10 protein-coding genes and 1 pseudogene are annotated in these 14,619 nt (G+C 64.2%); 4 read left to right on the top strand and 7 right to left on the bottom strand.

Going from position 1 to position 14,619, the window contains the following annotated elements:
• Window positions 1-121: 121 nt before the first annotated feature.
• Window positions 122-268: a hypothetical protein gene (locus AB8P05_RS10790; protein WP_455170797.1), complete on the bottom strand. Its 147-nt coding sequence runs from the start codon at window positions 266-268 to the stop codon at window positions 122-124.
• A 221-nt stretch (window positions 269-489) separates the two neighbouring features.
• A complete protein-coding gene (locus AB8P05_RS10785; protein WP_455170796.1) occupies window positions 490-909 on the bottom strand; it encodes an HRDC domain-containing protein in 420 nt (139 codons plus the stop codon).
• 329 nt (window positions 910-1,238) lie between these two features.
• Here AB8P05_RS10785 and AB8P05_RS10780 point away from each other — a divergent pair, with 329 nt between their 5' ends.
• Both AB8P05_RS10780 and AB8P05_RS10775 read left to right on the top strand, forming a co-directional pair.
• The gene (locus AB8P05_RS10780) at window positions 1,239-2,231 is read left to right on the top strand and encodes a hypothetical protein (protein WP_472757928.1); all 993 of its coding nucleotides are present in this window, start codon (window positions 1,239-1,241) and stop codon (window positions 2,229-2,231) included.
• Between the two features lie 128 nt (window positions 2,232-2,359).
• On the top strand, window positions 2,360-2,572 hold the full coding sequence (locus AB8P05_RS10775; RefSeq protein WP_085090343.1) for a hypothetical protein: 213 nt from the start codon (window positions 2,360-2,362) through the stop codon (window positions 2,570-2,572).
• A gap of 42 nt (window positions 2,573-2,614) precedes the next feature.
• On the opposite strand, the gene AB8P05_RS10770 is transcribed toward AB8P05_RS10775, so the two are convergent.
• Window positions 2,615-3,088 (bottom strand): ferritin-like domain-containing protein, encoded by a 474-nt coding sequence (locus AB8P05_RS10770; RefSeq protein WP_472757927.1) that lies wholly within the window; start codon window positions 3,086-3,088, stop codon window positions 2,615-2,617.
• A 177-nt stretch (window positions 3,089-3,265) separates the two neighbouring features.
• Between AB8P05_RS10770 and hrpB the strand changes: the two are divergent.
• Together hrpB and AB8P05_RS10760 are read left to right on the top strand one after the other, a co-directional pair.
• Window positions 3,266-5,823 (top strand): annotated as a pseudogene (hrpB, locus tag AB8P05_RS10765) (ATP-dependent helicase HrpB).
• A gap of 352 nt (window positions 5,824-6,175) precedes the next feature.
• Window positions 6,176-6,496 (top strand): HVO_A0114 family putative DNA-binding protein, encoded by a 321-nt coding sequence (locus tag AB8P05_RS10760; protein WP_472757926.1) that lies wholly within the window; start codon window positions 6,176-6,178, stop codon window positions 6,494-6,496.
• An 849-nt stretch (window positions 6,497-7,345) separates the two neighbouring features.
• On the opposite strand, the gene AB8P05_RS10755 is transcribed toward AB8P05_RS10760, so the two are convergent.
• From AB8P05_RS10755 to AB8P05_RS10740, 4 genes are all read right to left on the bottom strand, one after another.
• Window positions 7,346-8,479, bottom strand: coding sequence for an RNA-directed DNA polymerase (locus AB8P05_RS10755; protein WP_472759337.1), 1,134 nt, complete (start codon window positions 8,477-8,479; stop codon window positions 7,346-7,348).
• Between the two features lie 53 nt (window positions 8,480-8,532).
• Window positions 8,533-9,171, bottom strand: coding sequence for a hypothetical protein (locus AB8P05_RS10750; RefSeq protein ID WP_472757925.1), 639 nt, complete (start codon window positions 9,169-9,171; stop codon window positions 8,533-8,535).
• Window positions 9,172-9,623: 452 nt separating this feature from the next.
• On the bottom strand, window positions 9,624-12,317 hold the full coding sequence (ppdK, locus tag AB8P05_RS10745; RefSeq protein ID WP_472757924.1) for a pyruvate, phosphate dikinase: 2,694 nt from the start codon (window positions 12,315-12,317) through the stop codon (window positions 9,624-9,626).
• 355 nt (window positions 12,318-12,672) lie between these two features.
• Window positions 12,673-14,331, bottom strand: a complete 1,659-nt coding sequence (locus AB8P05_RS10740; RefSeq protein WP_472759336.1) for a putative bifunctional diguanylate cyclase/phosphodiesterase — start codon at window positions 14,329-14,331, stop codon at window positions 12,673-12,675.
• Between the last annotated feature and the right edge of the window lie 288 nt (window positions 14,332-14,619).

Here is a 14,619-nt window from a genome sequence, read left to right as displayed (position 1 = left end):
GGACCTTCGGTCCGCCGAGAGCGGGGGAGGGTCGGGGTGGGGTCAAGTCAGTAACCACTCCGCACAAACGACAACGGCGCCCCACCCGGGCGCCGTTTTCTTTTCCTAAACTTCCAGACCCCTACACCTTACCGCCGCGCTCCAGATCGTCGAGGATCTCCCCAGCCCGGCTGGTCAGGGTGCGGGCCAGCCTTGCGTAATGGCCGTTGCCGGTCATGCGGGCGCGCCGGGCTGCTTCCGCCCCCAACTGGGCCAGTTCCTGCGCCATCTTCCGGTAGTCCGGAACCGCGGTCCAAACTGCATCCGCCGCGACGCGGGTCTTCGGATGATCTTTCGAAGCCACAAACCACCCCATCCGTCGATGCCGGTGAAGGGCGCAATCCTGGCACGGCAGGGCTCTGGAACCAACTGACGCTTACGGCAGGGCAGGCACAGCCTTTGGGTTTGGCCCGCCCGACCGAAGCGGATAGGACGCCGCCGGTCCGCCGATCAATCGTCGATCAGCAGGTCCAGCGTGGAGCGCACCACCTGCACGATCTCGCCGCCATGGGGTGCGGCGCCCAGGCCGCGAGCGTTCATGATGATCGACAGCTCATGCTCGGTCGTCGGGGCGAAGCGGGCGATTTCCTGCACCAGATCGTCCGGCAGCACGGCGTCGCGCGTCACCCCGGCCTGGGCCGCGGCCTTGTCGCGCCAGCCGTTCAGCGCGGCGGCGATGGCCGCCTCGATCTGCTGCGATTCCTCCTTGCGGCGGAGGTCGGTGAACAGCACCAGCACGCGCCACGCGCCATCGGCGTAGGCGGTTTCGATGCGCTGGACCTCCACCGTCCGCAGGAAGGCGGAGAGATGCGTCTGCGCCTCCTCGGCGGTGGCGTCGGGAATGGTGAAGGTGCGGATTTCGGTGCTCATCGCCAATCCTGCTGTGGGGGCCAATCCTGCTGTGGGGGCCAATCCTGCTGTGGGGGCCAATCCTGCTGTGGGGGCCAATCCTGCCGTGAGGCCATCCTGTCGGGCCGGGATCCTACACAGGATCGGTGCGTTCGGCAAACGGCGACCCTGCCGCAGGGGTGTTCCGGCCCCTTGGGGATACCCCCAATTTCCGCAGGACGATTTCCCTCCTCCGCGCGTTGTGGGAGAAGCCGGCCGCTCACCCGGCGCGCCAAGCGCCCGATGCGACCGCCCGCCGCATGATTTCCGAGACCCGAACACCCGTGTCATCACCGCCGTGGAGCCCACCGATGGCCGATCCGGAACCGCAAGCCCCCGAAATCAACGCCGAACACCCCACCACGGAACCGCAACGCGGCCGCAGCCGCTGGTGGACGCTGGGGGCCGGGTTGCTGCTGGCGCCGCTGGCCTTGGGGGGATTGGCGGTGCTGGCGGTTCTGTGGACCGGCTCCCTGCTCTACGACCAGCCCTTCGCCTGGTACAACCTGAACCGCATCGATGCGCTGGCCGACCGGGCGGCGCGGAACCCCGATTCGGTGTCGGTGGTGGCGCTGGGCGACACAGCACTCCGCGACGCCACCCTGGACGAGCGCGGCATGGCGGAGATCGCCGCCAAGCGCGGCGTGCCGAACCTGGAATTCCTGCGCATCGTCCACCGACAGGCCCAGTTCGCCGATTTCGAGCCGCTGCTCGACCGGCTGATCGCGGTGAAGCCGACGCTGATCCTGATCGACCGCAGCCTGCTGACCGCCAGCCGCGGCCCGATGGACGAGTTGGAGCGCTACGGCCACGGCCTGATGCGCCTCTATCGCGGCCAGACCCATGTGCAGGATCAGGTGGCGCTGCAGTACCGGCGCGGCTGCGGCCCCACCCCGTCGGCGTGGCTGACCGGCGGCACGCCCGACGCCGTCACCGGCAGTTCAGCCACCGCGCGGCAGGTGCGCGCCTTCATCGACCGCGCCTGGGCCGCCGGCATCCGCGTCGCCCTGATCGAAGTGCACAGCCGCCCCGCTCCGCGCTCCACCGGCCTGATCGCCACGGCCTCCGCCGCCGAGCCCGCCGCCACCCTGCCGCTGTGGAACTATGCCGCCGGTCAGGATGATGACGGGATGGACGCCACCCCCGCCTGCGCCGACCGCGGGACCGGTGCCGATGGCCGCAACGCCTTCTCGGCCTGGCTGACCGGCGGCATCGCCGGTGCGGTCGCCGGAGCCCAGCCCGACCGCATGCCCGGCCGCGCCCCCGGACATGGCAAGGTGACGGAGGCGGCGGCACTCCCCTGACGCCCCGATACAGGACGCCCCGATACTCTATGCCGCACTGCAACCGGCTCCGTTCTTTCCGCCTTCCGGTTAAACCACTTTTTGATTATGGTTTTCCGGTCGGGCGAGTCGCAACAGGAGACGGATGCATGGCTTCCATCATGATCAAGAAGGCTGGCGAAGGGCTGGTCTCGCAGGCCCACCGCAACGCCGACGTCGGCCCGACCAGCGGCAGCTCGGTCGTTTACGAAATCCAGAATGTGCCGGGCGACGTCACCGTCGACGACGTGATCGCCGCCTTCAAGACCTACAAGCCGGCCGACAAGGTGTACGAGATCGACTGGTCCGCCCTGTCAAAGTGATCAGGGAAGGGGGCAGCCAACGCCCCCTTCCTCACACGCCGTTTACTGCTGCAGCGCCGGATAGCGCTTGGCCCACACCTCCAGCTGGGCGACATGCTCGGCCTCTTCGGCGGCGAACTCCTCGGCCATCATGCGGACTTCCTGGTCGGTGGTGGTCTTCGCCACCTCGGCGTAGAAGGCCTGCCCGCGCTTTTCGCTCTCCAGCGCCAGTTCCAGCGCGTATTCCACCGTCATCAGATAGTGCGAACCTTCCATGGAGGCCGCTTCCGGACTGTCGCCGTCCGGCCACTGGAAGTCCTCCGGCGCAAGGTCCGGGATCTTGCGGAAGCCCGACCGTTCCCGCGCCTCGGCCAGATGCATGCGCGAGAATTTCGCCATCTGGCCGAAGAAGGCCGCGACCTCCTGGTTGCCATAGGTTTTCATCGCCTCCGACAGGTCGGAGAAGCGGTTGGCGGCGTCCTCCTCCAGCGCGCAGGCGTGGGCGAGGAACAGGGCGGCGTCGTGGATATCGGTCATGGATCCCTTTGAGGTGCGAATAAGCCCGACGACCCCAAAACCATACAGTTTTTGCGGTCATCGGTCGTGCGTCCGCGCTCCCTGCCCCGCCCCTGCGACCTTTTGGCGCGCGCCGCCCCGCCCTCCTCGCGAAATCCATTGCCTTTCGCCCCGGTTCGCGGCAGCAGACTCCCCCTCATGAGCAAGCCCGCCTTCCCCGCCCTGCCAATCGATCCCGTCCTGCCCGCCCTGCTGGAGGCGCTGGACCGCCGCGGCACCGCAGTCCTCCAGGCCCCGCCCGGCGCCGGCAAGACCACGCGGGTGCCGCTGGCCCTGCTGGAGGCCGGTTGGTTGAAGGGCCGCAAGATCCTGGTGCTGGAGCCGCGGCGCCTCGCCGCCCGCGCCGCCGCCCGCCGGATGGCGTCGATGCTGGGGGAGGCGGTCGGCGAGACCGTCGGCTACCGCGTCCGCCTCGACACCAAGGTCGGCCCGAAGACCCGGATCGAGGTGGTGACCGACGGCCTGTTCCTGCGCCAACTGCAGGAGGACCCGGAGCTTCCCGCCGTCGGCGCCGTCCTGTTCGACGAGTTCCACGAACGCGGCATCGACAGCGACCTTGCCCTTGCCCTGGTGCAGGAGGCGCGCGGCGCGCTGCGCGACGACCTGCGCCTTGTCGTCATGTCGGCGACGCTCGACGCCGCCCCGGTCGCCACCCTGCTGGCCGACGCGGACGGCCCCGCCGCGATGGTGACCAGCGAGGGCCGCGCCTACCCCGTCGAGACCCGCCACCTCGACGCCCCCACACAGGGCACCCGCATCGAGGATGCCGTCGCCGCCGCCGTCCGCCGCGCCTTGCGCGAGGAGCCCGGCAACGCCCTGGTCTTCCTGCCCGGCGTCGGCGAGATCCGCCGCGTCCAGTCCCTGCTCGACCAGTCCGACCTGGGTCCGAACGTCATCCTCGCCCCACTCTATGGCGACCTGTCGGCCGAGGCGCAGGACCGCGCCATCGCCCCCACCCCGCCCGGCCAGCGCAAGATCGTGCTGGCGACCTCCATCGCCGAGACCAGCCTGACCATCGAGGGCATCCGCATCGTGGTGGACAGCGGTCTGATGCGGGTTCCGCGTTTCGACCCGCGTGGCGGCATGACCCGTCTGGCGACGGTGAAGGTCAGCCAGGCCTCGGCCGAGCAGCGCCGCGGCCGCGCCGGCCGTCTGGAGCCCGGCGTCTGTTACCGCCTGTGGCCGGAGGCGACGCACAAGGCGCTGGCCCCCTTCACCACGCCGGAGATCGCCGACGCCGACCTCGCCCCGCTGGCGCTGGAGCTTGCGGTGTGGGAGTCTCCGACCCCGCCAGCCTGTCCTGGCTCGACCAGCCGCCGGCCGCGGCGATGGCCCAGGCGCGCGAGCTGCTGACCGGCCTCGGCGCCCTCGACCGATCAGGCGCCATCACCCCGCACGGCCGCCGCATGGCCGGTTTCGGCGTGCATCCGCGTCTGGCCCACATGATGCTGGCCGGCAAGGCGATGGGCCAGGGCGCGCTCGCCTGTTTGGTCGCGGCCCTGCTGGGCGAGCGCGACATCGTCCGCAGCCAGCCTGGGTTCCGCGACGCCGACCTGCGCCTGCGCGTCGATCTGCTGCGCGGTGAGGAGCGCGGCGGCCATGGCGCGGCGCGCGGCCTCAGCGTCGACCGCGGCGGCGCCCAGCAGGCGGTGAAGCAGGCGCGGCAGTGGCGCCGGCAGCTCGGCGTGCGCGACGACGACGCGATGGACTCGAACGCCGTCGGCATTCTGGTGGCGCTGGCCTATCCCGACCGCATCGGCCAGCGCCGCCCCGGCGGCCAACCCGGCGGCGTTGCGGCGCAGTATCGCCTGTCGGGCGGGCGCGGCGCCTATTTCCAGGATGCGGAGCCGCTGTCGGCCGAGGAGTGGCTCGCCATCGCCGACCTCGACGGCGCCGCCCGCGAATCGCGCATCTTCCTGGCCGCCCCGGTCACGCTGGCCGATCTGGAGGAGAGCTTCGCCGACGACATCCGCACAGAGACCATCGTCGCCTGGGACGCGCGCGAGCAGATGGTTCTGGCGCGCCGCCGCCGCATGCTGTTCGCCCTGATCCTGAAGGACGAGAAGCTGGCCAAGCCGCCGGCCGACGCGATGACCGCCGCGATGATCGAGGGCATCCGCGCGCTTGGCCCCGCCTGCCTGCCCTGGACCGACGAGCTGCGCAAATGGCGCACCCGCGTGATGTTCCTGCGCGCGCGGGAGGGCGACGTCTGGCCCGACCTGTCCGACGCGGCCCTGATGGACGGCCTGGAGGAGTGGCTGGCCCCCTTCCTCGACGGCGTGTCGCGCCGCGCCCATCTGGAGCGCATCGACTTGTCGAGCGCCTTGCGCGCCCTGCTGCCCTGGGAGTTGCGGACCCGCCTGGACGCCGAGGCCCCGACCCATGTCGAGGTGCCGAGCGGCTCCCGCATCCCCATCGACTATGACGGCGAGGAGCCGGTGCTGGCGGTTCGCCTGCAGGAGATGTTCGGCTTGGCCCAGACCCCGCGCATCGCCGGCGGCCGGGTTCCGCTTCTGCTGCACCTGCTGTCCCCCGCCCGCCGCCCGGTGCAGGTCACCCGCGACCTCGCGAGCTTCTGGGCCAACGCCTACAAGGCGGTGAAGGCGGATTTGAAGGGCCAGTACCCGAAACACTACTGGCCCGACAACCCGCTGGAAGCCGAGCCGACCGCCAGGGCGAAGCCGAGGGGTCGGTAACGGCCCGCCCCCTCCCCTCCCCTCCGCAAACTTCCCCTCTCCCCCTGGGGAGAGGGTCAGGGTGAGGGGGCCGCAAAGGCGCCAGCCTTTGCCAGGGGATCGCGAAGGGGCAGCATGCCCCTTGGCGGCGCGCGACAGCGCGCCCGACCACCCTCTCCCGCCCCGGGAGAGGGCGGGGACCCGCGCCGAAGGCGTGGGGAGGGTGAGGGGTGGATCAAGAATCCAGAACCGCATGGCCCCTGCACATTCCCAACCAAAGCCGGGCGCAAATGTGGTAGCCGCATCCCCTCGCCAAGCGCATATTAGATGCGCCTCACCGACCACTACGCCGAAGACACCAGGGAACCCGACCATGCGGACCTTGCATGATTTGCGCGACGAGATGCTGGCGGTCGCCCAGGGCACCCGCCCGGTTCCCCCGGTACAGTCCGTGACGGATGGCGAGTCGGTCTCCGGCCTTCTCGGCGTGCTGACCCCGGCCAACCGCGTGTTGATGCAACTGATCGCCACCGAACGCCCGGAGACGGTCTCCCGCCTCGCCCAACCCGCCAACCGCGCCGAACCGAGCCTCTCGCGCGCTCTGCAAGACTTGGCGAAGCACGGTCTGGTGCGACTGGTCCGCGACGGCATGAGCATTCGGCCGGAACTGGTCGCGGTGGATAACATAATATAGCTGATTCCATTTTAGAGCGCGGACCATATTCAATCAAAGATTGAAAAAATGATACCTTCAGCGCATCAGACTGGGGTTTTGATAGACGCTTTTTAATATGCTCGCGCGCCTCATGGAACAAAATCGCCACCGACCATCTCAGTCAGAGAAGAAATTATGTCAACTCTCCCAACTCCAGGCAAAGATGATTTTAGGAGAAGATCGAACTTTGCGATCACTCCGCACCCTCTTCTAGGATTTATAAGCGCGACTTCACTCCAACATGTCTCACTCTTTTCCAAAAATCTAGCATACTTTAACATAAAATACATAAGAACTTGTCGATAATCGCTAGAAATGAAGTTTCTGTCAGTATGCTTGACTTCTATAAGTAAAGGTCCAACTGAAAAATCACCATTGCCTGTGGCAATCCATCCCAGCCCTGGAATTCTCGGTGCAATTTCGAGAGAATAACTACTGTACATCGATTCCAGATGTCGTATCATTTTTATTAAATTGTCGCACGCTTGGGACGCGATTTCGCAATCCACGATCTCTAGCACACTTGGTTCTCTAACGTCATAATATCTCTTCTGCCTATCAAGTGCAGATAAAAGACAATCTCCCCAATCTATGCTCCTACTACCAGACAAAATACGCTCAGCGCGGACTGTAGATAGCTCAAACAAAATGGATTTTTGCAGTCTAGACTTTTCTATTAGGTCGCTACCTATAGGATCAACTCCACTAAAATGGAAGATGCCCTTATTCAAAGATGCAACAAATCCCCCACTCAGTCGCGGGAATAGCATGTCAAGTATACCAGGTATATCTCTCGCGACATTCCTGGGATCTCTAACCGCAATTCTACTACGTGACATTCTTCACCCAACCCTCATAGCACTGAGCAAAATTCTTATGGTCCTCTTTTTCAAACCCAAGCCGCCAAGCTTCTCCAAGTGAGCTTCGAAGTTGATCCATTGATTTTTTCCCCTCGTCTCCAAACCTGTCCGCATAATACCAAAATGTTCTTTTCTCATCGAAGCTCAGGCTATACCACTTATTTCTGAGATAGTTAAATTTCTGCCTGTCTTTCCAATGACTCCAAACCTCAATGCAAGAACGCTTAACCATATCTGACTTGCTGCTTTCATAGAGATTATGAACAAATGCACTCCTCAACTCTGTTTTCCTAAAGCGGACATTCTTCATGAAGTGAAGAACATTTGATTCAGGCACCAAAAGGTGAGAGCACTCTTTTATAACTTTATCTAAAAGGTTATCTATTTCATCAAAAACATCTTTATAATCATCATTTGCCCTAACAGAGTAAACTCCACGCATTATTTTTGACCAAGATGCCCTGAAAGAGTCTAGATTTCCCGGATCTAAAAGCGTTGCACATAACTGTTTTGCTACTTTTGGTTCTTGGAATTTTAAAGCTCTGCCTATCTGTGCAAGAACAAAGCTATCAGGCTGTGATTTTTCTTTCTCCAGATCCAGAAGAAAAGAAACATCTATCTCCCTAAATGAGCTTTTAAGGTTTTCATACTCTGTATAAGCCGTATCAGAATATGGGTCAAAATGTAGATCAAGCTCCCTTAATGCATGGCTTTCATCATCAACATCTCCGAGTTGAGCTTTTACGAAGTCCACATAGTGGTTCGCGCCAAGGATAGTTGTCTTGCCTCTGTTGAGAGACATTCCATAGTCGGCAAGAGAATGAGACAGAATAGATAAGGATTTATAAGCATCTTGCTGTGAAGAGCAGACCAAAGTGAAGTCATCAACATACCTGTGCCACACGACTCCCGCATCCGAGAGGGCAGCATCAATAGGTGTCATCATAACTTCAGCAAGAACACGCGCACACTGCCCGCCAACAGGCAATCCGAATGATCGGCCAGACGCAAGATTGCTAAGTATTCTATTTATCTGGACAGAAATACTAGATCCATCTCCACTGAGATCTTTTAAAATATTCTCAAGACGGTGATGATAGATATGTTCGTAGAAGCTAGAAATGTCAGTCTGAATAACGACACACTTCTCATTCTTTAATAATTCTTCTTCAATAGTGGCCGCTTTGTACGCTCTCCATGATTTTGTTTTTTCAAAAAAGCCGGCCCCTGTCTATCAAGGCGGTAAGAATGCACTCTTGCACTTCTATTGCTCTCATTGACCTCAGCAATAGCTAAACCCAATCCATTTAAATACAAATTCCAAAATGGATGTATTTTTGTTGTAATACGAAATCCATGAACACCAGAGGGCGTGAGTACTCGTTCAGAGATGATTGTCAATTTATCAATAAATTTCCATGGCTTGTCCATGGCTTCGATTTGCTGAAATAGTTCAAAACAGATATGGGAAAGCTCTTCAGATCTATCCCTCACAAAACCAGAGTCTATATCGTAGGGCAAAGTATCATTCTCACCATTAAGTCCAATCTCCAAAGCCGCTCTAACGAAATGCTCTCTTTTTACGAGCAATTTATCCTCCGACATCAAACCAAAGAAGAATAAGTTATAATCTACACGCGATCTGCTACTTTCGCAATATGAAGGATGCATTTTGGCGCAACATTGAACGAAAGGTGCTTCATGGTCGAGCCTGCAATTACATTCGAACCAATCGAAATTGAAGCGCTTACCCGCGCCATTATCGAAGCCCGCTCCCAGGCTACCGCGGGTCAAACCAGCCCCCTGCGCGATGTCCCAGACTGGCTCGACAACTGGGGCACACCCGACGAACGACCAGCCCCATCACCACAGTAGACCACACGTCAATCAAGCCTTTCCCACGCCCCCTTACCGCCGACCGCTATCCATGATAGGACTATAAGCCTCAACCACCCGAGGAGTGTCCTGCATGCATCGCCGATGGTGCCACGCCCCCGTGCGCCCATCCTCCCGCGCACCCGCCCCGCCGGATGGAACAGTGAACAGCCCCCGGAAAACCGTTCCAACCTGTTCCAAACGTTCCATCCGACCGCCGCCGGCCGGGCCGGGCGCCCCGGATGGAACAGTGAACACTCCCCCGAATCCTGTTCCACAATGTTCCACCCGCCCAACCCCGCCGCCAAAACGAAACGGCCCCCTTCCCTTGCGGGAAGAGGGCCGAAGTCGTTTCAGCTATCCGAACCGGCTCAGTCGCGCTTGACCGTGTCGCTGTTCAGCGCGGCCTGGGCGGCGGCGAGGCGGGCGATCGGCACGCGGTAGGGCGAGCAGGAGACATAGGTCAGCCCGACCTTCTCGCAGAAGGAGATCGAGGCCGGGTCGCCGCCATGCTCGCCGCAGATGCCCAGCTTGATGTCCGGACGGACCTTGCGGCCGCGCTCGGTGGCGATCTCCACCAGTTCGCCGACGCCGGTGACGTCCAGCGACTGGAACGGGTCCTGCTCCAGGATGCCCTGGCGCTGGTACTCCGGCAGGAAGCTGCCGGCGTCGTCGCGCGACAGGCCCAGCGTGGTCTGGGTCAGGTCGTTGGTGCCGTAGCTGAAGAACTCGGCCGACTCGGCGATCTCGCCGGCCTTCAGGGCCGCGCGCGGGATCTCGATCATCGTGCCGGTCAGATACTCCACCGTCACGCCGGTCTCGGCCTTCACCTGCTCGGCGGCGCGGTCGATCACCGCCTTGAGGATGTCGAACTCCTTCCTGGTGATGATCAGCGGGATCATCACTTCGGGAATGACGGCCTCGCCGGTGGTCTTGGCGACCTCGGCGGCGGCGGCGAAGATGGCGCGGGCCTGCATCTCGTAGATCTCGGGGTACGAGATGCCCAGACGGCAGCCGCGATGGCCCAGCATCGGGTTGGCTTCATGCAGCTGGATGGTGCGGTGGCGCACCCGCAGCGGATCGGTGCCGGTGGCCGCCGCGACCTCCGCCATGTCCTCTTCGGTGTTCGGCAGGAACTCGTGCAGCGGCGGGTCGAGCAGGCGGATCGTCACCGGCAGGCCGGCCATGATCGTGAACAGCTCGACGAAGTCCTTCTTCTGGAAGGGCTCCAGCTTGGCGAGCGCCTTGCGGCGGCCGGCCTCGTCCTCCGCCAGGATCATCTCGCGGACGGCCAGGATGCGCTCCGGGTCGAAGAACATGTGCTCGGTGCGCGACAGGCCGATGCCCTCGGCGCCGAACTTCCGCGCGGTGCGGGCGTCCAGCGGGGTCTCGGCGTTGGCGCGGATCTTCATCCGGCGGATGCCGTCGGCCCAGCCCATCAGGGTGGCGAAGTCGCCCGACAGCTCCGGCTGGATGGTCGGCACCTCGCCCAGCATCACCTCGCCGGTGGAGCCGTCGATGGTGACGATGTCGCCTTCCTTCACGGTGACGCCGCGGACCGACATCTGCTTGGTCTTGTAGTCGATGCGCAGGTCGCCGGCGCCCGACACGCAGGCACGGCCCATGCCGCGGGCAACCACCGCCGCGTGGCTGGTCATGCCGCCGCGGCTGGTCAGGATGCCGCGGGCGGCGTGCATGCCGTGGATGTCCTCCGGCGAGGTCTCGATGCGGCAGAGGATCACCGACTCGCCCTTGCCGGCCATCTGCTCGGCCTCGTCGGCGGTGAACACCACCTTGCCGGACGCAGCACCGGGGGAGGCCGGCAGGCCCTTGGCGATGACCTTGCGGTCGGCCTTGGGGTCCAGCGTCGGGTGCAGCAGCTGGTCGAGCGAGGCCGGATCGATGCGGCGGACCGCCTCGTTCTGGTCGATGACGCCTTCGTTCGCCAGATCGACGGCGATCTTCAGCGCGGCGGGGGCGGTGCGCTTGCCGTTGCGGGTCTGCAGCATGAACAGCTTGTTCTGCTGGACCGTGAACTCGATGTCCTGCATGTCGCGGTAGTGCTTTTCCAGCTTGAGGCGGACCTCGTTCAGCTGGTTGAACACCTCCGGCATCACCTCCTCCATGGCGGGGAGGTCGGACTTGTTGGCGAGCTTGCCGGCGATGGTCAGGTGCTGCGGCGTGCGGATGCCGGCGACGACGTCCTCACCCTGGGCGTTGACCAGATACTCGCCGTAGAAGGCGTTCTCGCCGGTCGACGGGTTGCGGGTGAAGGCCACGCCGGTGGCGCAGTCGTTGCCCATGTTGCCGAAGACCATGCACTGCACGTTGACCGCGGTGCCCCAGTCGGCCGGGATGTCGTGCAGCTTGCGGTAGGTGATGGCGCGGGCGTTCATCCAGGAACCGAAGACGGCGCCGATGGCGCCCCACAGCTGCTCCTGCACGTCCTGCGGGAAGGGCTTGCCCAGCTCGCGCTCGACCGCCTTCTTGTAGTCCTCGATCACCGCCTGCCAATCCTCGGCCGACAGGTCGGTGTCGAGGTTGTAGGACTTGTCGCGCTTGTGGCCGTCGAGGATGTCCTCGAAATGGTGATGCTCAACGTCGAGCACGACGTTGGAATACATCTGGATGAAGCGGCGATAGCTGTCGTAGGCGAAGCGGGAATCGCCCGACCGCTTGGCGAGGCCGGCGGCGGTCGCGTCGTTCAGGCCCAGGTTCAGGACGGTGTCCATCATGCCGGGCATCGACGCGCGGGCGCCGGAGCGGACCGACACCAGCAGCGGGTTGGCCGGGTCGCCGAACCTGGCGTCCATCGCCTGTTCCAGCCGCGCGATGGCGGCGTTCACCTGCGCCGTCAGCTCCGGCGGATAGGAGCGGCCGTTGGCGTAGAAATAGGTGCACAGCTCGGTGGTGATCGTGAAGCCCGGCGGAACGGGCAGGCCAAGATTGGCCATCTCGGCCAGATTGGCGCCCTTGCCGCCCAGCAGGTTCTTCATATCGGCCCGTCCTTCGGTGGCACCGGCCCCGAAGCTGTAGACCCACTTGGATTCACCCTGGCTCGCCATCGCGGAATTCCTCTCGCCCCATGGTCGTCCGGCATGCGGGTGCTCCCCTTGTGCTCCACGGGCGGTCCGCCGGGCGGGTCTGTTCCGCTCAGCGGGACACCGTGGTCAGTTTGCTTGACCGCACATGCCGCTGAGTGGACCTTCTATCGCCCCAAACGTTGGGACACAAGACAGTCGCGTGGTCTAGAACGGGATGACCTGCGCTTCGCCGACAAAGGAGCGTTGCGACTATATCGTATTGGCCGGATCCCCATTACTCCGGCGGATCCGCATAAGCACCGATTCGAATGGTGAATTGCGGCGGAAGTACCCCGTAAATCCAAAGAAAAACGGGACCATTTCCCCTGCAAATGTTTCAGATGCTGAAGCAGGTGTCGGCCGGACACTCCACCCAGTGCTTGCCCTCGCTCGCCAGCCAGTCCGCCAGCGCCGCCGCCGGCATCGGCCGGGCGAAGCGGTATCCCTGGCCGATGGCGCATCCCTCCGCCTCCAGCATGCGGTGCTGGGCCTCGCGCTCCACCCCCTCCGCCACGACGGTCAGGCCCAGCGCCTCGCCGATCTGAATGATGGCGCGCACCAGCGGCCGGTTGGCGGCGTCGATGTCCAGTTCCTTGACGAAGCTGCGGTCGATCTTCAGTTCGCCGACGGGGAAGCGCTTCAGGTAGCTCAAGGACGAATAGCCGGTGCCGAAATCGTCGATCGACAGCGTCACGCCCAGCGCATGCAGGGCATCCAGCGCGTCGTGGGCGCCGACCTCCTCCGACATCATCAGCCGTTCGGTGATCTCAAGCGTCAGGTCGCTCGCCGGGATGCCGTTGGCGGCGAGCACCGAGCGGACCTGGTCCGGCAGGTCGCCGCGGGCGAAACGGACGGCGGAGACGTTGACCGCCAGCCCCGGCACCGGCACCCCGGCGGCACGCCAGCGGCCGAGCTGTGCGACCGAGGTCTCCAGAACCCAGCTGTCCAGCCGGTCGATCAGCCCGCATTCCTCGGCCAGCGGCACGAACTCCGCCGGCGACACCGCCCCCCAGCGTGGGTGGGTCCAGCGGATCAGCGCCTCCACCCGGTAGAGGCAGTTCGGCTTCAGCCGGACCTGCGGCTGGTAATGCAGCTCGAACGGCGCTTCACCCGCCCGATCGCCGCCGGCACCGCCTTCCTGGCGGTCCAACGCCTCGCGCAGCGCCGCTTCCATCTCCAGCCGGCGCACCGCCTGTTCGTTCATGTCGCGGCGAAAGAAATGGCAGCGGTTGCGGCCGGCCTGCTTGGCCCGGTACATCGCCGCGTCGGCCTGACGCAGCAGCGTGTCGAAATCCATCCCGTCGTCGGGATGCACGGCGATGCCGATGCTGGCGGTGGGGGTCAGCGTCAGGTCGGCCACCGCCATCGGCACCGACAGGGTCAGCGGCACCGACAGGCTGGCCAGCACCCGCTCGGCCAGCAGCGAGGCATGGGCCGCGTCGCAGCCCGGCAGCAACGCCACGAACTCGTCCCCGCCCAGCCGGGCCAGTGTATCGCCTTCGATGAACAGGCGCCGCAGCCGGTTCGCCACCTCCACCAGCAACTCGTCGCCCACGGCATGGCCCAGCGAATCGTTGACGGTCTTGAAGCGGTCGATGTCCAGGAACATCAGCGTCACCGGCTGGCGCGTGCGCCCGGCCAGCGCCAGGGCGGCGGTGGCGCGGTCGGCCAGCAGCTGGCGGTTGGGCAGCCCGGTCAGCGTGTCGAAATAGGCGAGCCGGTTGATCTCCGCCCGCGCCCGGTCATGCTCGATGGCCAGCGCGCACAGATGCACCGAGGCCTCCACCAGCCGCCGATGGAAGGGGGCGACCGAACGCGGCTCGCGGTAATACAGCGCGAAGCTGCCCAGCATCCGGGCATTGCGCCCCTTGATCGGCGTGGACCAGCAGGCGGCAAGCCCATGGGCCAGCGGCGCCTCGCGGTAGGGCGCCCAGCGCGGATCCTGGGCGATGTCGGCGGACATCGCCGCCTCCCCCGACTCATCGCGCTGCCGCAGCAGCCGACCTCCGGCCCGATGGCAAGCCCGTCGATGGCGGCGGTATAGGCCGCCGGCAGCGACGGTGCGGCTGCGACCCGCATGCGGTTCCCATCGTCACGCAGCATCACCGAACAGGTGACCTCCGGCGCGCAGGCCTCCACCTGCCGGCACAGGAAATCCAGAACCTGCTTCAGCGACCGGCCGGCGGCCACCAGTTCCAGGACATCCTGCTGCAGGCGGGCCACCGCCTCCGCCCGCTCGCGCTCGTCGAAGCTGCGCATCTCGCACAGGAGCAGGGAGTCGGCA

This window comes from Azospirillum sp. VT-I1 (genome assembly GCF_055698305.1).
The sequence above is the reverse complement of the archived record's forward strand: the minus strand, read 5'-3'. Positions and strand labels throughout refer to the sequence as shown.